The 19,882-nt window shown below is 39.0% G+C and carries 19 protein-coding genes and 2 pseudogenes; 14 read left to right on the forward strand and 7 right to left on the reverse strand.

What is annotated here, in order from left to right; all coding sequences use genetic code 11:
- Positions 1-121: 121 nt before the first annotated feature.
- Positions 122-482, reverse strand: a pseudogene (locus tag J3L16_RS06790) (IS110 family transposase); the annotation flags it as partial.
- An 85-nt stretch (positions 483-567) separates the two neighbouring features.
- Here J3L16_RS06790 and J3L16_RS06795 point away from each other — a divergent pair.
- From J3L16_RS06795 to J3L16_RS06855, 13 genes and pseudogenes are all read left to right on the forward strand, one after another.
- The gene (locus J3L16_RS06795) at positions 568-1,701 is read left to right on the forward strand and encodes an alpha/beta hydrolase-fold protein (RefSeq protein WP_207612146.1); all 1,134 of its coding nucleotides are present in this window, start codon (positions 568-570) and stop codon (positions 1,699-1,701) included.
- 163 nt (positions 1,702-1,864) lie between these two features.
- On the forward strand, positions 1,865-2,392 hold the full coding sequence (locus J3L16_RS06800) for a GNAT family N-acetyltransferase (RefSeq protein ID WP_207612147.1): 528 nt from the start codon (positions 1,865-1,867) through the stop codon (positions 2,390-2,392).
- A gap of 101 nt (positions 2,393-2,493) precedes the next feature.
- Positions 2,494-2,955, forward strand: a complete 462-nt coding sequence (locus tag J3L16_RS06805) for a DUF6678 family protein (RefSeq protein ID WP_347564649.1) — start codon at positions 2,494-2,496, stop codon at positions 2,953-2,955.
- Between the two features lie 145 nt (positions 2,956-3,100).
- Positions 3,101-3,412 (forward strand): transposase, encoded by a 312-nt coding sequence (locus tag J3L16_RS06810; protein WP_207612148.1) that lies wholly within the window; start codon positions 3,101-3,103, stop codon positions 3,410-3,412.
- A 25-nt stretch (positions 3,413-3,437) separates the two neighbouring features.
- Positions 3,438-3,643 (forward strand): annotated as a pseudogene (locus J3L16_RS16255) (IS3 family transposase); the annotation flags it as partial.
- Between the two features lie 51 nt (positions 3,644-3,694).
- Positions 3,695-4,267 (forward strand): hypothetical protein, encoded by a 573-nt coding sequence (locus J3L16_RS06820; protein WP_207612150.1) that lies wholly within the window; start codon positions 3,695-3,697, stop codon positions 4,265-4,267.
- Between the two features lie 689 nt (positions 4,268-4,956).
- Positions 4,957-5,340 (forward strand): energy transducer TonB, encoded by a 384-nt coding sequence (locus tag J3L16_RS06825; protein ID WP_207612151.1) that lies wholly within the window; start codon positions 4,957-4,959, stop codon positions 5,338-5,340.
- A gap of 895 nt (positions 5,341-6,235) precedes the next feature.
- Complete coding sequence (locus J3L16_RS06830; protein ID WP_207612152.1) at positions 6,236-7,372, forward strand: M14-type cytosolic carboxypeptidase; 1,137 nt, start codon at positions 6,236-6,238, stop codon at positions 7,370-7,372.
- Between the two features lie 35 nt (positions 7,373-7,407).
- The gene (locus J3L16_RS06835; protein WP_207612153.1) at positions 7,408-9,069 is read left to right on the forward strand and encodes an amino acid carrier protein; all 1,662 of its coding nucleotides are present in this window, start codon (positions 7,408-7,410) and stop codon (positions 9,067-9,069) included.
- A gap of 17 nt (positions 9,070-9,086) precedes the next feature.
- Positions 9,087-9,416, forward strand: coding sequence for a hypothetical protein (locus J3L16_RS06840; protein ID WP_207612154.1), 330 nt, complete (start codon positions 9,087-9,089; stop codon positions 9,414-9,416).
- A complete protein-coding gene (locus tag J3L16_RS06845) occupies positions 9,413-9,724 on the forward strand; it encodes a DUF1315 family protein (protein WP_207612155.1) in 312 nt (103 codons plus the stop codon). The genes J3L16_RS06840 and J3L16_RS06845 overlap by 4 nt, the downstream gene beginning before the upstream one ends.
- Positions 9,714-12,524 (forward strand): DUF349 domain-containing protein, encoded by a 2,811-nt coding sequence (locus tag J3L16_RS06850; protein WP_207612156.1) that lies wholly within the window; start codon positions 9,714-9,716, stop codon positions 12,522-12,524. The genes J3L16_RS06845 and J3L16_RS06850 overlap by 11 nt, the downstream gene beginning before the upstream one ends.
- Positions 12,525-12,535: 11 nt before the next feature.
- Positions 12,536-12,754 carry a hypothetical protein gene (locus tag J3L16_RS06855; protein ID WP_207612157.1) on the forward strand — a complete coding sequence of 73 codons (219 nt, stop codon included), beginning with the start codon at positions 12,536-12,538 and terminating at the stop codon, positions 12,752-12,754.
- Positions 12,755-12,768: 14 nt separating this feature from the next.
- Here the strand turns inward: J3L16_RS06855 and ansA are convergent, their stop codons facing one another.
- Positions 12,769-13,779 carry an asparaginase gene (gene ansA, locus J3L16_RS06860; protein ID WP_207612158.1) on the reverse strand — a complete coding sequence of 337 codons (1,011 nt, stop codon included), beginning with the start codon at positions 13,777-13,779 and terminating at the stop codon, positions 12,769-12,771.
- Between the two features lie 272 nt (positions 13,780-14,051).
- On the opposite strand from ansA, the gene J3L16_RS06865 reads away from it, so the two are divergent.
- Complete coding sequence (locus tag J3L16_RS06865) at positions 14,052-15,785, forward strand: GGDEF domain-containing protein (RefSeq protein ID WP_207612159.1); 1,734 nt, start codon at positions 14,052-14,054, stop codon at positions 15,783-15,785.
- Between the two features lie 46 nt (positions 15,786-15,831).
- On the opposite strand, the gene lipA is transcribed toward J3L16_RS06865, so the two are convergent.
- The 5 genes from lipA to J3L16_RS16420 all read right to left on the reverse strand — a co-directional run bounded on the left by lipA (position 15,832) and on the right by J3L16_RS16420 (position 19,876).
- Positions 15,832-16,809, reverse strand: coding sequence for a lipoyl synthase (gene lipA, locus J3L16_RS06870; protein ID WP_207612160.1), 978 nt, complete (start codon positions 16,807-16,809; stop codon positions 15,832-15,834).
- Positions 16,802-17,449, reverse strand: a complete 648-nt coding sequence (gene lipB, locus J3L16_RS06875; protein WP_207612332.1) for a lipoyl(octanoyl) transferase LipB — start codon at positions 17,447-17,449, stop codon at positions 16,802-16,804. Before lipB ends, lipA begins: the two co-directional genes overlap by 8 nt.
- On the reverse strand, positions 17,443-17,706 hold the full coding sequence (gene ybeD, locus J3L16_RS06880) for a DUF493 family protein YbeD (protein ID WP_207612161.1): 264 nt from the start codon (positions 17,704-17,706) through the stop codon (positions 17,443-17,445). The genes lipB and ybeD overlap by 7 nt, the downstream gene beginning before the upstream one ends.
- Before the next feature lie 46 nt (positions 17,707-17,752).
- Positions 17,753-18,937 (reverse strand): D-alanyl-D-alanine carboxypeptidase family protein, encoded by a 1,185-nt coding sequence (locus J3L16_RS06885; protein ID WP_207612162.1) that lies wholly within the window; start codon positions 18,935-18,937, stop codon positions 17,753-17,755.
- A 129-nt stretch (positions 18,938-19,066) separates the two neighbouring features.
- On the reverse strand, positions 19,067-19,876 hold the full coding sequence (locus tag J3L16_RS16420; protein ID WP_278252804.1) for a septal ring lytic transglycosylase RlpA family protein: 810 nt from the start codon (positions 19,874-19,876) through the stop codon (positions 19,067-19,069).
- Between the last annotated feature and the right edge of the window lie 6 nt (positions 19,877-19,882).

A 19,882-nucleotide genomic window follows, 5' to 3' on the forward strand; every position in this document is an offset into this window, starting at 1 on the left:
CCTTTTTGTATGTAACAGCTATTTAGTTAGCTACATAATCAACCTGATATTCTTTGCCTGATTGTAATATAGCCCAAATGAGTCGGGCATTCTTGACGGGTATAACGGTTCTGGCACCTTGGATGAGAGCGGTTCTGTCTTTAATCGCGCCTTGACGAATACGATGTAAGCATAAAACCGCTTTTTGCTCTTCGCTTTTTATACTGACATAACGGGTTTTAGGGCGAGAGACGGCTTCGCAAATAGCTTCAGCATCATTGGCATCATTTTGACGGTATGGAATAACAAATTTAGATGTCATGATGCGAACATCGTGGCCCAGTAATGAGAACCAGAGCAGGCTTCCATACCAATGACACATTGAGGTAAATTGGCTATTTCCGCTAACAAAATTTTTTTTTAACGGTTTTGCGTAGTTTTATCTTGCCATGTTCATCTACGCCATGAATACTAAAAACTAATTTGGCTAAATCAATGCCAATTTGGCCGGGGAGTCCATATCATTCGTTATCGCTACAGTCGTTCTCTCACTAATTACTAGTAGCGTAATAAAATTAAGGAAAATCAATGAAGACCATAATATACGGATTACTATTAACTATGTTGGGAAGCCATTGTGAGAGCTGGGCTGTATCTGAATTACCAACATTACAAGAATTGACGATTAATAGTGCTGTACTTGGTGAAAAACGTGATTTGGTTATTTACCTGCCTGCGGGATATAAATCTAGTCAGAGTAGTTACCCAGTGTTGTATGTGACCGATGGCGATATTCAGGGGCCACATACTGCTGGCACAATAGATTATTTAGCAAAATTCGAGCAGATTCCGCAAATGATTGTAGTGGGTATCGTGACCCCATTTAAAACACGTGTAAGAGACCTGACGGTAACGCCTTTAGACAAGAAAAACCCTAATCAACTTGAAAATGCAGACAGGTTTCTAGCCTTTGTTGAGAAAGAAGTTATTCCCTTTGTGAAACAGCAATACCGTACTCTGGACTATCAAATTCTATCAGGAACGTCTCATGGCGGGCAGTTTGCTATCAATACATTGGTAAAACGACCAGACGTATTTCAGGGCATTATCGCAATTAGCCCGTCTTTATACTGGAACAACCAGCAATTGCTTGGAATAGCCGAGAAGGCACTCAAAAGCGATCAGTTGCAAGGGCGTTTGTATGTGTCTATCGCTAACGAAGAGCCAGCCATGACAGAGTCGTATCAGCATTTTCTCGATTTATTGATTAGTTATCCGTCTGATGAACTAATGGTCAAGTCTCAGATTTTTAGTAATGAAACGCATAATACAACCGTGCTTCAAGGGCAGTATGCGGGATTGAAATATTTGTTTTCCGAATGGCCTATTCCAGAGGGTGTGCCTAAAACTTTGGCTGATTTACAGTTGAAGTTTGCCAATCGCTCGACGCTTATCAAAACGGACATAAAAATTCCGGAAGATAAAGCAAACGGTTACGCTCAGTGGTTACAATATTTAAACCGTCAAGATGATGCGTTGGAACTTTTGAAGTGGAATCGAAATAACTATCCTCAATCTTTTGGTGCTCATTCAGCCTTGATTAGGGCATATCTGAATTTTAATATGGCAGAAGAGGCCGAGTCAGCACTTCAATACGCATTGAAATCAGTTGATAAGCTTAGCTTGGAACAACAATCTGAGCTTCAAAGTTTGTTTATGTAACTGGTATTCTAACAAATTAGAATACGCGGTTAATTCTGGGCTCTTTTAGAGCTAAAGAGAACATTAAACGGAAAATATACAGTTGGCTAGGTTGCTTCGCTTAGCGTCACATTTTAGCCAACAATTACTCACAACTTAAGGCGACGTTGTACACCGGATTAGCATGGTTATTTTTGAAACAAATAGATTAATCATTAGAGAGTGGATAGAAAGTGATCGGCCAAACTTCTATGAAATGTCAGCAGACGAAGATGTAATGAAGTTCTTTCCCAAAACTCTGACAAAAGAAGAATGTGACAGAGTGGTTCAGAGATTAAAGGATCTTAATGCAAAAAACGGGTGTTGTTTTTGGTCTTGTGAACTCAAAGAAACCAATACTTTTATTGGGCTGGTTGGCTTAAACAAAATAGAAGATGGTCTGCCATTTGCGCCTTGCGTTGAAATCGGCTGGCGATTTTCAAAGAATTATTGGGGGAAGGGGTACGCCACAGAAGCTGCAAAAGGGTGCTTGGAATATGGCTTCGAAACACTCAATCTCAATGAAATTGTTTCTTTTGCGGTAAAAGATAACAAAAACTCTATTAAGGTAATGGAGAGTATTGGTATGGTTAACAATATGAGCAATTTCATACACCCAAAAGTGGATGTTCCAAATCTAAAAGAGCATGTTCTTTTTAAAGCTCATGTGTAAGGTTTATAAGACATCACCAAACTCACTCGCTTTGCTCGCTGGGACAAAAACGCAATGCGTTTTCGCCCGTTAGTGAAGCGTTAGGTGCCATTGGGGGAGTCGTGAAAAATATTGCTCCATACGCTGATTCAGAACTGCATCCACATGACCGCCCATTTGTTAGTGAAATCCCTAGATTAAAAAAGTTAATAGTTGCTAAAAACCTCGTTGGACTGGCTAACAATACGAAATGGAATGAGCTGTTTACTTTTATGCGAGAAAGTATTCAATTTAAATCCAAGTGGGTTCCATGTTTCAGGTTCAATTGTATCGATTCAGATTATATTTCCGCTTGGGACAATGAATGGTATAACCATTTACCATACCCGATGCTCAGTGTAATGTGGTTTGAAATCGAGTATAAAGAAGATAGCTTTAAAAGCGGTTCCACCAAGATTGTAACTATTGATCATTCAGCTCGCTTGGAATCACTTATCAAGTCTATTGGATTTGAATACGAGAAAGGGACAACATCGTTGCGAATCTATGGTTATTCGCCAATCGACCGAAGTGCTTTTGAGTAAATATGGCATATAACAAATCACTAAACTCACTCGCTTTGCTCGTTGGGACAAAAACGCAATGCGTTTTCGCCCCTTAGTGAAACGTTATATTCAGGACTTACCCAATTTAAGTGGACATCACCTATAGTTAGAAAAGAGGTGATTTATGGCTAATAAAAAGAAGGTTCATGCGTATACGGAAGAGTTTCGTAGAGAGGCTGTTCGTAGAGCGGATAAAGAAGGTAATTCTAACCAATCAGTCGCAGCGGAGCTTGGTATTTCCGCGCAGCAAATCTATAACTGGCGTCGACAATTTAAGCGATGCAGTGCTCATCAGTTTTCAACTATTCAAGGTGTTAAGTTTCATCAAACTGATTCTGATGAGGTACAAAGCCTTAAGCGTCAACTTGCCGATTTAAAAGAAGAGAATGCGTTTTTAAAAAAGTCAGCCGCGTACTTTGCGAGCGACCAAGAGTAAAGTGCGCGCTAATAAAACACTATACAGCATGAGTCGAAGAAGTAATTATTGGGACAATGCTGTTATGTAATCATTCTTTAGTAGAATGAAAGTAGAGCTCATTTATGGAGAAAAATTCGACTCGCTTCAAGAAATGAAATCGAGTATATTGAAATTTTTTATAATCGCGTACGTCAACATTCAACATTGGGTTATGTAAGCCCATATGAATACGAGGCAAGGTACGCTTAACAGGGATGTCCACTTTTAGTGGGTAACACCAATTTCACATAGAAAATTTGTATGGACACTAAAAGAGCATTTAATCAGTTAGCATATCAATTAATATACCCTGCGGTTTTAGGATCAATAATTTTCGATTTAGCAGATCCATTTCGAGTTATGAGTGAGGTAAGGTTAACTGGTTTTTTGATTGGTTTATGTTTTGTCGTAGACTATTTACACATGACCCTAAATTTGTGTAAAGATGGGTCATCACCATACAAATACGGAGCAGCTATAGATATCGTTATAGCTTTCTTATTCTGCTTAAGTTACTTTTCTTTATCTAGAACAACAGTTCCAGAATTTGACGATAACTTATTGAAAACATATTTCGCTTATTCACTTGGCTATATATTCTTTGCACAATTATTAATTTTATTATACGAAGCTCCCTTAAAAACGATACTGAAATTAAACATTAGTTATTATATTCCCATTTTGATATCTGCCTCAGGTCTTATTGGGTTAACTTTTAGTAATAAGGAAAATTCCATACATATATTATTTGCATCATTATTTTTAACTCTGGCTACATATTCATATAGAGTCTTTATATCTAGCAGAGAACATAACCGTAAGGAGTCATCTTGATATATGATTTAATTGGTTTAGTTGGGGTTAGTTTTGTTATCTATGCGTATTTTTTATTGCAGACAGAAAAGGTGACAATTCATGAATTAAAGTATTCTGTAATGAATGCCCTAGGGTCTGTTTTAATTATTATTTCTTTGAGCGTAAATTTTAATTTCCCATCCTTTGTGATTGAATCTTTCTGGGTGTTAATTAGCTTAGTCGGGATATACCGTTGTATAAAAAACAAAAAATAACTAAGCGTGGGAAATATAATAAACTAATTAATAAGGACGAAAAACAGTTGCCTTTCGCTCGTTCCTCGCTATTTTAACCAACAATTTTATTACTGCTTAGAAAATCTACATAGACTCCCCTTTGTCAAGCAATTACTTTTTGGATAACAAGAAAATCTGCCAGTAGCTCTACATTCGGCGTTTATTAACTTTTTTCCACAAATTTTGACGGGACGGACAACAAAGTTAGAGATTATAATGTGAGTTAGATAAAGTGCTCCCACCACTTACACATTAAGAAGTATTGGATATTTTATCTTGCAACTTGCTTCTTTTATCTCTTTTACGTCGTTTTGTCTTGCAATTGTCGATTACGCCTTGAATACTACAAACTGATTAGCCATTCACTAATGCGAAAAGAAATAAGTAGTTTATTTCGTTCGCTATGCATTACTTTCATTTATATAGATAAGGATGCTTTATGAAAATTCTCTCAATTTTTTCTTTTCGATATTGATTTTAGGTTGCACTTCAACCCAGAAAATAGTTTTAAATCAAAATCCTATTGAAGTATCAAAAGACACTATTGATGAATATTGGGTATTGAAGAATGACAAGTTTAGTTTTCCACTATCTAGCAAACAAATATCAAAAAATTTAGAAGACGGGTATGTCACCCTGCAATACGTAATAGATTCAAATGGGAATACGTTTAATCCTGAAATTATCAAATCAGTACCAGAGGCTGCTTGGGGTTTAGCTAGCGTTAAAGCTGTGTCAAAACAAAAGTTTATTCCAGCGAAATCGAATATTCAGAAGGTTCCTGAAAATTACACTCAGACAATCTTTTTCAAATAAGCATAATAATGATGTGCATAAAGGTTTACCGAAAGGTAAGGTCTCTGGGTGTTTCGCAGTTTCGGAACATATTGTTTGATCTTTCCTTCAATTGAATTGAAGCCGTTTTCGAACTAATGCCTAGACTATAGTGAGCGGCGTGGCTGGTATTGCTCCTTGGATATTGAGTGTTCAATAGGCAATTTAATGAAACTGGTTGCATTAACGTTTTTTCGTATGCAGGGGTTTTGTATTTAATTTAGTCATTATTTTTAGTGTCTCAAAGCTCCATTCTATTTTAAAACGTAGCAGAAGACGCGCATAGTAAACGGACCTCTAGGTAAATTAAAAGACAATTAGAATTGTGCTTTGCTTGTTGTTGATTCGTTGTAAGCTTGTAAATCAACTCAAACGGTTAACATTCTGTCTTCATGTACTTCCTTGTGGAAAGTATTACAAATAGAGTCAATGAAAATACTACGTAGATTTGCGATATAACGTCGAATGATAAATTGGTTAAAATCAGCGTTATTGTTAACCGGAATGGCCAAATTGACAGTACTAAGGTTACTCAACTTAGTAATTATAAGGTATTCAATATAGAGACTTTAAAAGTGATTGAATACTTATCATCTTTTACTGAACTTACTCAATTTTCTGAAGATTAGTATTAAGAAGCCTTTATGAGTTATGGTGTCTGCGTCATTCATCTTATGGACATATATTATTACCTCCTTAGGTTTGGTCTAGTGTTTTATTTATCAAAATAGATGGTTATTTGCACATCTACGCTTTGTTTTACTTCCTTTGTGTCTATTGAAAAGGCTAGAATTAGAAATCACTATCACTTGGGCTACTTTAGTAGTAGCTTAGTGCAATGTTATTTATATTCTAATAGAAATAGATGGAACGACAGATGTCTGAATTTCATATTTCCAGTCAATTTGACAGTGGAAACATTCAGGTAGTAAAAGCGGATTCAGTTGAAGATATAGTCTTAACAATTAAAAAAGATAACCAATCTGATTTTTATCAATGGTTTCACTTTCGACTTGTCACACAACCCTTTATTGCCCACAAAATTAAACTTACTGAACTAGCCAATTCCGCTTATCCCGGGGGTTGGGAAAACTACGGCGTTGTAGCCTCTTACGATAGACAGACATGGTTTAGGATAGAATCAGAATTCGATGGAGACACGCTCTCGTTTGAATTCAACCCTGAGTACCCTTCAATTTATTTTGCGTACTTCGCACCTTACAGTTACGAAAGACATCTCGATCTTATCGCTGATGCTCAAATGTCTTCCCTGTGTACTCATACATTACTTGGCGAAACCCTCGACGGTAGAGATATGTCTCTTTTAGTGATTGGTGAGCCGAGTGAAGACAAATTAAATGTTTGGGTGACTGCAAGGCAACATCCTGGTGAAACTATGGCCCAGTGGTGCGCCGAAGGACTCATTTCTCGTTTACTCGATGATGAAGACGGTGTGGCAAGACGTTGTTTGGATAAAGCGACATTTTATGTTGTACCGAATATGAACCCTGATGGTGGCGCTCGTGGTCATTTAAGAACAAACGCTGCGGGTGTGAATTTGAACCGAGAATGGGCGAACCCGTCAATGGAGAAAAGCCCTGAAGTTGCTCTTGTATTAGCGGCAATGGATGATATTGGCGTTGACATGTATTTAGATTTACACGGTGACGAAGCACTACCGTATAATTTTGTTGCTGGCGCTGAAGGCAACCCTGAGTACTCTGAGCGAATTGCAGCGTTGGAGTCTAAATTCAAGACCGCTTTATTAACCATTACACCTGAGTTTCAGGATGAATACGGTTACTCCAAAGATAAGCCGGGTGAAGCGGATATGCGCGTAGCATGTAACGCAGTGGGTCAACGTTTCGACTGTTTGTCGTATACATTTGAAATGCCTTTCAAAGATAATGCAAACCTGCCAGACCCTGTGTACGGATGGAGTGTGCCTCGTTGTCAAAGATTAGGCGAAGATATTCTTTCGGCAGTGGGCTGTGTGCTGCCATTTTTACGTTAAGCACAGAATAAAATAACAATAAAAGAGGAAAAAACGTGGAAAGTTTTTATCAATTATTAACCTTGCTGGATAGTTTCTTAGGCTCAGCAGTTTGGTTCCCATATGTATTACTGGGTGTCGGTCTATTTTTTACCATTTATTTGAAGTTCCCACAGATTCGTTTCTTTGGTCATGCTTGGAAAGTGGTTACGGGAAAATATGATCACGGAGATGAACCTGGCGATACGTCTCATTTCAGAGCGCTGACTACTGCGCTATCTGGCACCGTAGGTACAGGTAATATTAGTGGTGTGGCGTTTGCGATATTTTTAGGTGGCCCTGCGGCTTTGTTTTGGATGTGGGCGACGGCCTTTTTAGGTATGACCACCAAGTTCGTAGAAGTAACTCTATCTCATAAATACCGAGTTAAAACTGAAGATGGCACCATGGCTGGCGGACCTATGTATTACATGGACCGCAGATTAAACATGAAGTGGCTAGCGGTAGCCTTTGCCGTTGCCACTGTGATTTGTTCTTTTGGTACCGGAAACTTGCCTCAAAGTAATGGTATTGCTACCAGTATTGAATCTACTTTTGGCATAGAGCCGGTTATTGTGGGAAGTGTGTTGGGGATTTTACTGGCGCTTGTGATCTTAGGCGGTATCCAGCGCATTGCAGCTGTGACATCTAAAATTGTTCCTATTATGGCGTTGATTTATTTAATCGGTGCGTTAGCGGTTATTTTTGCCAATGTTGAAAACATCGGGCCTGCGTTTTCTTCTGTGATCAGCGATGCGTTTACTGGCTCTGCAGCAGCAGGTGGATTTTTGGGAGCATCTTTGTCTTATGCGTTCAGTCGCGGTGTTAACCGAGGTCTATTTTCCAATGAAGCAGGACAAGGTTCTGCGCCTATAGCTCACGCTGCAGCGAAAACCAAAGAGTCGGCCTCTGAAGGTATGGTTTCTTTGTTAGAACCTTTCATTGATACCATCATTATTTGTACGATTACTGGTTTGGTTATTTTGTCATCAGGGGTTTGGAATGAAAAACACTACAATGAATTCCAGCGCTCAGATACCTTGTTTATTTCAGGTGAGTATAACGAGTCAAATACAGATGACGTAACTAATCTATACCGCTATTTGAATAAAGAAGATGAGCATGGTGTAACGCCATATACAGGTTCAATATCCGTTGCTAATGGTAAAGCGATTAGTGGTGGTTATACGTTACTACATGCTCGCTCGTTTGCTGAAGATGTAACGTATTCACTGGGTAATGAAGACTTATTTACCGGCACGCTAAGTATCGAAAATGGTCAGCCAATGAAAGACAATATTATTATTGAAGGTAAATCTCTGGTACATTCAGCGCCATTAACCGCAATTGCATTTACTCGTGGTTATTTTGGTGATTTTGGTAAGTACATAGTATCGATTGGTTTATTGTTGTTCGCTTTTTCTACTGCAATAGCTTGGTCTTATTATGGCGATAGAGCAATGACTTATTTGCTTGGGCCAAAATCAGTCATGCCTTATCGCGTTGTTTACGTTGCTGGTTTTGTTTGGGCATCGTTTTCTGACACGACGTTGATATGGGCGCTAAGTGCAGTTGCAATTGTTGTAATGACCTTACCGAATTTGTTGGGCATCATGCTTTTATGCAAAGAAATGAAATCAACTGCCGAAGAATATTGGAGTAAGGTAAAAGATAAATAGTGGGTTGGAGTTTATAAATGGCGTTAATAGAATGCCCTTCGTGTAATAAAAAAATTTCGGATAAAGCAGAAACTTGCAGTCATTGCGCCTTTGGCGTAAAGGCTGCAGATGCTGATGATATTTTAAGAAAGCAAAAGCTAAAACATTTTAATAAATTACGTGGGCTACAAAATCAATCCATGTTGGCAATACTGTTGTTTGTTACAGGGTTTGGTTTTATGTTTTGGGGAGGGGCGCAACCTGGAGACCTACAGCACAACTTAGCCATGGGAACCTGTACTTTGGGCTTTGTTTGGTATGCAGTTAACCGCGTGCGTATTGTCATTGCTAAGAGGTTTTCGCAATGAACCTCGATGTACTTTTGTCGTCCATGTCTCCTGATGTGTACAGCCGCTTGAGACAAGCGGCTGAAACAGGCAAGTGGCCAGATGGTACGGCTTTAGACGAAAATCAAAAATCAGTTTGCTTACAAGCCGTAATGTTGTATCAAGCTAAAGTAGAGCAATCTAATGAGCATATGACCTTAGGTGCCGACGGCAATATTGTTCATAAAAGTAAGCGTGAATTTAGAAATGAACTTGATGAAAGTTATTCAGCGTCTACTGATATTCCCAACTCTCAGACAATAGCCAAATTTAAAGAAAATGATTTTTAGTAAATTTTTCACACCTGACTACGCAAAACCCGATCCTAAATTGCGATGTGCAGCAATTGACAAATTATCTCCTTCATTACCAAAAGAACGACAGATACTGCACGAGCTTGCGTTCAATGATGACTCGGTAGACGTTACTCTTGCCGCACTGACTAAGCTTGATTCATTCGCGCTTTGGCAAAAAATGGCGCAAATAGCAAAAAATGCAAGAGTAAAAAAAGCAGCGGTAGTGAAAGTGAAGCAAACTATTTTCTCGTCACAAAGCATGTCTGATAGTGAGAAAAAACAGTTTCTTATCGAGTCTGCTGATACGGAACTGTGCTCAGAAGTATTAGAGCGGGGTGGGGTGTTTTTTGACGATACCGATTTCGCAATCAAGCTGATTGATAAAGTCAATAAACCTTCTCTTGCTGAAGCAGTGTTTTTAAAACATGGCCAAATGGATTTAAAAGCACACTTAGTAGAAAGCCAAAATGATGTTGGCGTACTACAACGTTGGTTGAAAAAGAATCAAATCGCAGATAACAGCGAATTAATCGTTAAAAAAATCTCTCGTTTAGAAGCGCTTAAATCCAGACCGGAAGAGTTGATTCGACAGGTTAAAATGAATTTAGCAAAGTACTTGGCATTAACTGAGCAAAGTGACTTTGAAATAGTTGTAAAAGAAAAAGAATTGTTGGAATCAGAATATCAGCAATTTGCGACTGAATTTGATGTACTAAAAGAAAGAGACAAAATTCAGTTTGAAGAAAAGAAGCTGACGATAGATAAAAAAGTGGCGTTTCATATAGAGAGTATGGAATCTAGCTACAAAGAAGAGCAGTTGTTACAGGAAAAGCAATTACAGCTAGAGGCAATAACCTCATTAGTGCAAATATTAGCTAATGATGTAAACACAATATTTAACGACCTTGAAGCTGTTACATTAAGTCAACTTGAAGAGCTACAAGTTCGAATTCAAAACGCAAACGATGACCTTGCTAAATTTGCAGACCTTATAGGTAGAGAAAATAGCGAACCTTTGGCACAGCGCCTTGATGAACTAAAAACAAAACTAATTCGATTACCAGAATGGCAAAGACATGGAGAGTTAGTGTCTAAGGCTATTCAATTTGTTGAAGAAGAAAAAGAAAAGATCTTAACTACACCTGAGGCTATTCAAGAAAAGTTACCTTTGTTAGAAAGCCACTTTCACGATGTCTATGATAAATCATCACCGTTAGCAATAGTGCATTTTGAACAATGGTCTAGCATTAAAAAACAACTTAGAAAGCGTCTCCGCGACCACAAAGAAACAGTTAAACAGGCAGTAACACAGTTAAATCGCTCTTTTGGTAAGGTGTCTAGTCTTATTGAACAAGGGAAATACAAGGCGGCTTTTAGTCAATTCAAACTATTAGACAAACAGTGGGAAAAAGCCACTGATGCTGTAAAAGAAAACCTTGCCCGCAAGTACGATGATGTTTCACAGAAAATCACTCATTTGGAAGAGTGGCAGCAGTACCTCGCTAGCCCCAGAAAGCCAGAGTTGGTGACGCAAGCTCAAAGCCTTATTAATGATTCTGAATTGTCGATGAAACAACGTGCTGATCAGATAAAGGTATTGAGAAAACAGTGGCAATCGCTTTCTTTGGGGAGCCAATTATCCCAAAGTGATATAGAACAAAATAAGGCTTTTGATGATGCGTTAGAGCAGGCGTTTGTTCCGTGTCGCGCTTTTTTCGCAGAACAAGAAGAAATACGACAAGCAGCAAAGACAGAAAGAGAGTCATTATTGTTTGAGTTAGATCAGATGTTAAAAGACACTGTGTCTATTGATGAAGACTATGCGAAGCGCTTTGAAAATATTCAAAGGCAATGGCGAGATACGCCTTCATTACCACCAAAAGATTACGCCTATTTTAAACAAGAGTTTGATAAACGAAGAGACGCTATTTTCGCGAAATTAACCCCTTATTTTGAAGAAAACAAACGTGTTAAATCAGCTTTGATCAAACAGGTTGAAGCCCTATTGTCCAAGGAACACAGTTCAGAGGCAGTAGAAGAGGCCAAAACATTACAAAAGCAATGGCGTAACATAGGAACGTCTGGAAAGCGCTTTGATAATAAGTTATGGCGCTCTTTTCGCGAAGCAAATGACAAAGTGTTTGCTAGGGCTAAGGACGAACGTGACGTTAAGCAACAAGCCCTAAGCGCTGAAATAAACGCAATAACGCAATTGATAAATGATTTCCTAGTTCAAAGTGTCGACTTGAAAAAAGGCGCTTACGATACTTTATTTTCTGAGTTGAGCGATAAAGTTAAAACTTTACCCAAAGGTGTTGGGGGTTCATTGATAGAAAAGCTGAACCAAGTAGAAGAAAAAAGAAAATTACATAGCCAGAGAAGTGCAATAGTAAAGCGTCAAGCGCATGCTCAGAATTTATCTGATTTTCTGCGTTTTCGTTGCGACAATAGTAACGTAGAAATCACTGCTTTTACGTCGTGGAATGAGTTGCCTAAAGTGTGGCAGCAGGCCGCAAAGAACGAAATTAACGGTGTAGCAAACCTTTCTGAACAGCTAGTTACGTTAGAAATTTTATTAAAACTAGAAACCCCTAAAGAGCATCAAGATATAAAACAGGCTCTGCAAATGAAGTTGTTAAGTGATAATTTTAATAATTCTCAGCGAGTAAGTGTGAGTGAGTTACTCAATGTGTTTGTCGGCACTTTTGTAGATTCTCCTGATGAAACTGTTTTAGAACGAATAGACTGTGTAGTTAATGCTGCGTATGTCGAACCTACTAATTCTGAAGTATAGAGAATAATTGAGTGAAAAATAGAGTCGAATACGTATTTGACAGAGAGCCTATCGCTTACCGTTTTTTAAATACGGTAAGCCATTGGGATGTTCCTGGGTTAACTGTTAAATTCGGGCAGTCATCTTTTCATGTTCTCATTGAATACACAGTGCAAAAAGGTGACTTTGATACCACACTATCTCAATTGGATGATTTGTCTGCGAGGGAAGGCGGTGTAGAAGCCAGTTGATATGTTATTAAACATTAACAGCTTAGTTCACCACGTAGATTTTTAGCCATTAGTGTTTTGCGCTGACTATGGTTGATTGGCTGACCTAACACGTAGTGCAATTTTGCAAGGGCTGCTTCCGGCGTCATATCAAAACCAGAAATTAGACCTGCATCAAACAATGTATGGCCAGTAGCGTAGTCTTCCATACTGACTTTCCCTTTATAGCATTGAGTACAATTGACGACTAGAATACCTTCTTGAGTCGCTCGTTCAAATTGAGCGAGTAACTTAGGATTCTGCGGCGCATTTCCCACGCCATAGGTTAACAATATTAATGCTTTAACAGGTTGTTTTAACGTGTTTTCAATGACTTCTGTTGCTATCCCTGGATAGAGCGTTACTACGCCAATGGGTTGAGTGTTTATAGGCGTTACAATTAAGGGCTCAGTAGAAGACTGGGTTACTAGTTCACCTGCAAGTAGCGATATATTGATACCTGCTTCTAATAATGCGGGAAAATTAGGCGATCCAAACGCGTCAAAACCATTCGCGTCGATTTTTCTGCTTCGGTTTCCTCTAAAGAGTTTATTACTAAAATACAATGTCACTTCTGCAATGGGATAGTTTGCAGCGACATAGAGCGCATTAAGTAAATTTTCTTGGCCATCTGAGCGCAATTCAGCTAAAGGAATTTGCGAGCCTGTGACAATAACGGGTTTTTGCAAATTTTCGAACATAAAGCTTAGTGCCGATGCGGTATAAGCCATGGTGTCGGTTCCGTGCAATATGATAAAGGCATCGTATTTATGGTATTGACTACGGATGTCTTCGGCAATTAAATTCCAATCGCTTGGACTCATATTAGATGAGTCAATTAAGTTTTCGTATTCATGAAGTACGTAGTTTGGCATTTCAGAACGATGAAATTCTGGCATGTTAGCCAGTGTTTCTTCTAGAAAACCTGGAACTGGAATGTAACCATTTTTGGATACTTGCATACCTATGGTGCCACCTGTATATGCAATATAAATTGTTTTCTTCATGGCGTTTTTATCTTATTTATGACGATATGTTTTATGTAGCATAATACTGAAATATGCCGAGAAAAGCTTTTTTTGCTTAGGGAAGATACCTAAACGCCTATATATGTTTTAATTCTTAGAGCAAACACTCTGCTATTACGATTATGTTGTATGGAAGCTGGAGTGTAGATAAACTGGTGAGTATAAAATATGCGCTTTAGTGATTTTCATATCGCTAAAACCATTAAATCTAAAACTCCGTCTTAGTAACATTTATCCAGGTAATATAATAGTTGAAAAAAATTTGGTTTTTTTTAGGTTGCTTAATTGTTGGTGATGTTTATGCAGATCACTTTGATGAACTTCAAAGTGCATTCGAATTACGAATAAAAGACCCGCACAGGTCATCTGCGATGATTGACAATATGAGCGAACTTACTTTTGTAGGCGAACAACGTGAGAAAGTAAAATATCTGCGTGCTTTTCATATGGCATTACACGGTGAGCTTGAGCAATCTTTGGCGCAGATGGCACAAATTGATACTGATAATTTAAAAGATAAAGAGCTCGCTGCAGCAGTATTAACGACCATGTTGTCAGTTAACGCAGGTGTTAAAACTTGGGGAGATTCTTTTCATACGTTACACAAATTACGCTTACTGTTAGAAACGGCACCTGAGTTACTTTCCTCGCAAACCCGTCAAAATATGATTTTTAGCATATCAAATTTTTTCTGGGAAATTGGTGAATATGATGAAGTTGTCTCTATGATGTCAAACTTGATGCATCAACGGCTAACTAGCGAAGACAAATGCCGAGTTTTTTCATTGATGTTAAGTGCACAAGTAGAGAAGGCTGATTTTGAGAAATCAAAAGAGACTATTCAGCGCTTTGAAGATGTATGTTCGGACACAAAGCCATCAATTTCTAGTCATTTAGTTAAGGTAGACAAATTAAAAGTACTTTGGCATGACAATGCTGAGCGGGCGGTTATTGAAAAGGCAATGGCTTTTGAGCCTGAAGTCATTTTGTTTGGTTATACGCCATCAACTCGTACTCTTCAGGTTTTTATTGCGCAAATGGCGTATGAGTTAAATGACATAGAGTTAGCGCTAAGTTACGTGAATAAGGTTATTGGCGATGGAAAGGAAATGGGGTATTACAGGCCCTATCTGGAAGCTTATCAGATCGCAGCTAACGTAAATACTCAGATTAAAAACAATCAAAAAGCAGTGTACTTTCTTAATAAATATATAGCGTTAAATCACGTTACTCAAGAGAACAGTGCGAAGTTACTATTAGCTATTGAAAAAGCAAAATTTGATGTTCAGAAAGTTGAAGCAGAAATGGAAATGCTAGATAGCGAAAACAAATTACTTCATACCAAAGCAGAGCTTTCTCGTGAAAGAATGGAAAGTACATTGCTCTTGCTTTTGTTTGTATCCATTTTAGTGTGCTTTTTGGTGTACTGGTCATGGCGAGCCAAAAAGGTTCAAAAACGGTTAAAAATAGCGGCTGAAATAGATTACCTTACAAAAACATATAATCGGTCTTTTTTCACCCAAAAAGCGTTAGAGCGGCTAGATAAGCTTCGAAATAAGCGCTCTTCTACGGCTATTATTTTACTCGACTTAGATCATTTCAAACGTATAAATGATAGCTATGGCCACCAAGTAGGTGATTGGGCGTTGAAGGCTGTAGCAAGAACCTTAAATTCTGAGTTGGACGCAAAATGGACGCTAGCACGAATGGGAGGAGAAGAGTTTGCTATTTTTCTTGAGGGAAGCAATGCTCAAGAGGCGATATCTATTGCTGAAAACTGTAGAAACATTATTGAAAAAATAGACACAAAACCAACTAAACAGTCATTTGTTATAACTGCCAGTTTTGGTGTGAGTGATACTACGTCAGTTGGATATAATTTTGATAACTTAATGTCTGCCGCAGACTTGGCTTTGTATCAATCTAAAAGCAAAGGTAGAAATAAAGTGTATGAATATTCAAACAATTTATCATTTTCAAAATAAATTAGGGCTTTTAAAGAATTAAAAGCCCCTAAGATAAACGTCTATTTTATTTAGGCTCGAATTTACCTACGTCTTCCCCAGCAGCTTGTTTATCAGCGTGGTAGCTTGAACGAACCATAGGGCCACAGGCCGCGTGAGTAAAGCCAACTTCTTTCGCATATTGGTCTAGCTCGTTGAATTCGTCGGGGTGAACATAGCGTTTAACAGGGTAATGGTGGCGGCTAGGCTGTAAATATTGCCCCAGTGTTAGCATGTTTACATCATGGGCGCGTAAATCACGTAAAACTTGCGCAATTTCATCTTTGTTTTCACCCATACCCATCATAACCCCTGATTTCGTTGGGATATCAGGGTGGTTTGCTTTGAATTTTTTAAGCAAATCTAAAGACCATTGATAATTCGCACCAGGCCTACATTCTCTGTACAGGCGAGGGATAGTTTCTAGGTTATGATTGAACACGTCCGGTGGGCACGTTTTCAATATCTCTAATGCTCGGTCCATTCTGCCGCGGAAGTCAGGGACTAATACTTCAATAGTGGTACTAGGGCTGTGTTTGCGTATGGCACTAATACAATCTACAAAATGTTGTGCACCACCGTCACGTAAATCGTCTCTATCTACTGATGTGATCACCACATAGCGAAGCCCCATTTCACTAATTGTTTTACCCAACTTTTCAGGTTCTTCGGCGCTGGGAGGAAGCGGCTTACCATGAGCAACATCACAAAAAGGGCAGCGGCGGGTACAGATATCACCCAATATCATAAATGTAGCTGTGCCGTGGTTAAAGCACTCCGCTAAATTGGGGCAGCTCGCTTCTTCGCATACTGAATGGAGTTTGTTTTTGCGAAGCGTCTTTTTGATGTGATCGATTTTTCCAGTGGTGCTAGGTAGTTTTACTTTTATCCACTCAGGTTTACGTAGCATTTCTGCTTTTTCAGTGGGAATAATTGTAATAGGAATGTGCTTTACTTTTTCGTCATCCCTAAGCTTTACACCTGCTTGAGCTCTTGCGCTAGTCATCGAAACCTTCTTTTCTGTTTATCTCTTCTATACCGAGTTCATTAACTAAATGATCAATTAATTTTTCACTCGCAATATCTGTATTTTGTGGGCCGCCCAGTGACGCACTATTTACCATTTGCATGCTAGCATATCCGCAAGGGTTTATGCGTTTAAACGGCGATAAATCCATATTTACATTTAATGCTAAACCATGAAAAGAGCAGCCTCTTCGAATTCGCAATCCCAATGAACACAGCTTTTCTTCGTTTACATAAACACCGGGAGCGTCAGGTTTGGGGTAAGCTTCAACATTATAGTCGTTCATAACGTTAACGACACACTGTTCTAGTGCTGAAACCAATTGCCGGACACTTAATTTCTTCTTTTTTAAATTAATTAGCACATAGACTACTTGCTGGCCTGGCCCGTGATAAGTGACTTGACCACCTCTATCGACATTTACAATAGGTATATCACCGGGCGAGAGTATGTGTTCTGCTTTTCCAGCTTGGCCTTGGGTGAAAACAGGCTCGTGCTCAACCAACCAAATTTCGTCATTGGTAAATTCATCTCTATTGTCTGTAAAGCTTTGCATTGCTTGCCATACAGGTAAGTAGGGCTGACGGCCTAGTTGTCGGATAGTAACCAAAGCTACAATACCACTTTAACGAGCTCTAATTTTGAAAGCTCAGTGTAAATGGTTTCCATTTGTTCTTTGCTTGATACATGAACGCAAATTGACAGTGAATTGTACGTGCCCTTTGAGCTAGGCTTGATAGTGGGGGAGTAATCACCAGGCACAATTTGCTGTAAGCGAGAAATAACTTGTTCTGGTAACGCGTCATCCGCAACACCCATTATTTTGAATGTTTGGTTGGTTGGAAACTCTAATAATTCGTCAAATTTGGTATCCATTGTATTAACTCCCGCGCTTAAATTAAAAAAACGCGGGGATTATACCTTACTCTCCCGCGAGTCCCAATTGTAAAAGCACATAGTCTTTGGCTCTATCGAAAAAACCGCCTTCATTGACTTCTTGCAATGTTACTAATGGGTAGGTAGCCACATCCTCGCCATCAAGCTGTAAGTAAAGAGTACCTACTACTTGGCCTTTTTGTAGGGGGGCCTCTAAACGTTCTTTTAATTCGAAGTTGGCTTCTAAGTTTTTGGCTTGGCCTCTAGGAATGGTAATAGGGGTAGATTGGTTTATACCTAAATCGACAGTGTCTCTGTCACCCATAAATATTCTGTGAGCGACAAAGCTTTCGCCAGCACTATAGGGCGTTACCGTTTCAAAAAAGCGAAAGCCGTATCGAAGCAGTTTTTTATTTTCAACTTTTCTTGCTTGCTCGCTTTCGGTACCCATAACAACACTGACTAATCGCATATCGCCTTGTAAAGCTGAAGTGATTAAGCTGTAGCCGGCGTCTGAGGTGTGTCCTGTTTTAATACCGTCAACATTTAGACTTTGATCCCAAAGCAAACTGTTTCGGTTGTATTGTTTTATGCCATTGTAGGTGAACTCTTTTTCGCCATATATTGCATACATCTCTGGTACTTCTTCGATGAGAGCACGTGAAAGTGTTGCCATATCCCTAGGAGAGGTATAGTGCTCAGGGTCTTGTAAACCATGACTATTAACAAAATGACTTGCCGACATTCCCAATTGAGCCGCATAAGCATTCATCATGCTAGCAAAGGCATCTTCAGAGCCTGCAACGTGCTCAGCCATAGCAACACAAGCATCGTTTCCTGATTGCACTACGATGCCTCTGAGTAAATCAGAAACGGGTATTTTTGTTCCCACTTCAATAAACATTTTTGATGAATCGGGAAAATTCTTAGCCCACGCATTTTCAGATACTGTGACTATGTCATCAATACTAATATTTCCCGCCTCAATTTCTTTACCTATAACATAAACAGTCATTATTTTTGTGAGACTGGCAGGATAAATTTGCATATCTTCGTTTTGGCTAGTGATAATGTGACCAGTTTCATGATCCATTAATACAAAGCCTTGGGCAGCAACCGATGGAGCTGGAGGAATAACAACTGCAGCGTTGGCAATATGCATGGTTAAAAGCGTTGAAGAACAAAGCGTAAATAGTGTTTTTAATAACGATCGAGAAGGTCGTGAGGCCATCGTATTTCCATTTATGATTATTAAGTATTTTTCGTGATGGTGAATCTCGCAGTATAGTACCGCATCAGGGAAACGAGAACTAGCTGCTACACCGCTTTTAGAGTGTCTTTGTTGATAATAAGTTCATTATTATTTAACAACAAAAGCAGAAGGGTAACCATTACTGCGTAAGTCGGTTAGCAATTGTGCTAATTGATGTTGGTCAGCAATCGGACCAAGTTGCAATTTATAAAGCGTATTCGATGGTAAAATGAGAAACGGCACATGGTAAAGTGTTGAAAGTACATTTGATAATGTAGTTAAAGCCGCTTCATCTGAAAGCGCAGCCACTTGAATAAAGCTTCCTTGATTGGCTGAATCATTAGGCTGGAATTCTTGTTTCACCGGAGAAATACCAATGTACTCGCTAAAGCTCAATGTAGGGCCATCACCTACGGTATATAAGTCGTCTTTGGTTACGTGTATAACCTCTAGTTTTACGTGTGCTGTGCCGTGCTTAAGGCTGTCTATTTTTTTCGCTGCGGCGTAAGACAAATCAATTATTCTACTATCGTGAAAGGGGCCTCGGTCGTTCACTCTTACAATAACGGTTTTGTTGTTTTCAGTATTTGTGACTTTCACATAAGAAGGTAAAGGTAGTGTCTTATGTGCGGCGCTCATGGCGAACATGTCATACGTTTCGCCATTTGAGGTTAAATGGCCGTGAAATTTTTGTCCGTACCAAGATGCATTCCCTTGTTGTGTAAAACCTTTCCCTGTTTTTAGAGGGTGGTAGGTTTTTCCATGCACTGTGTAGGAATTAAAATTATGCGAGCGATAGGGTTCATAGCGAGGCGTGGCGTCGTTTTGTTGAACTTGTATGTTTTGAGTTGGTGGCGCTGAATCGTTAACTTGTGAATAACGGCCAGTGGGCTGTTGAGCGCATGACATCACTAACATTAATAA

The sequence above is a fragment of the Alteromonas sp. 5E99-2 genome (assembly GCF_017368475.1).
Lineage (GTDB): Bacteria > Pseudomonadota > Gammaproteobacteria > Enterobacterales > Alteromonadaceae > Alteromonas_F.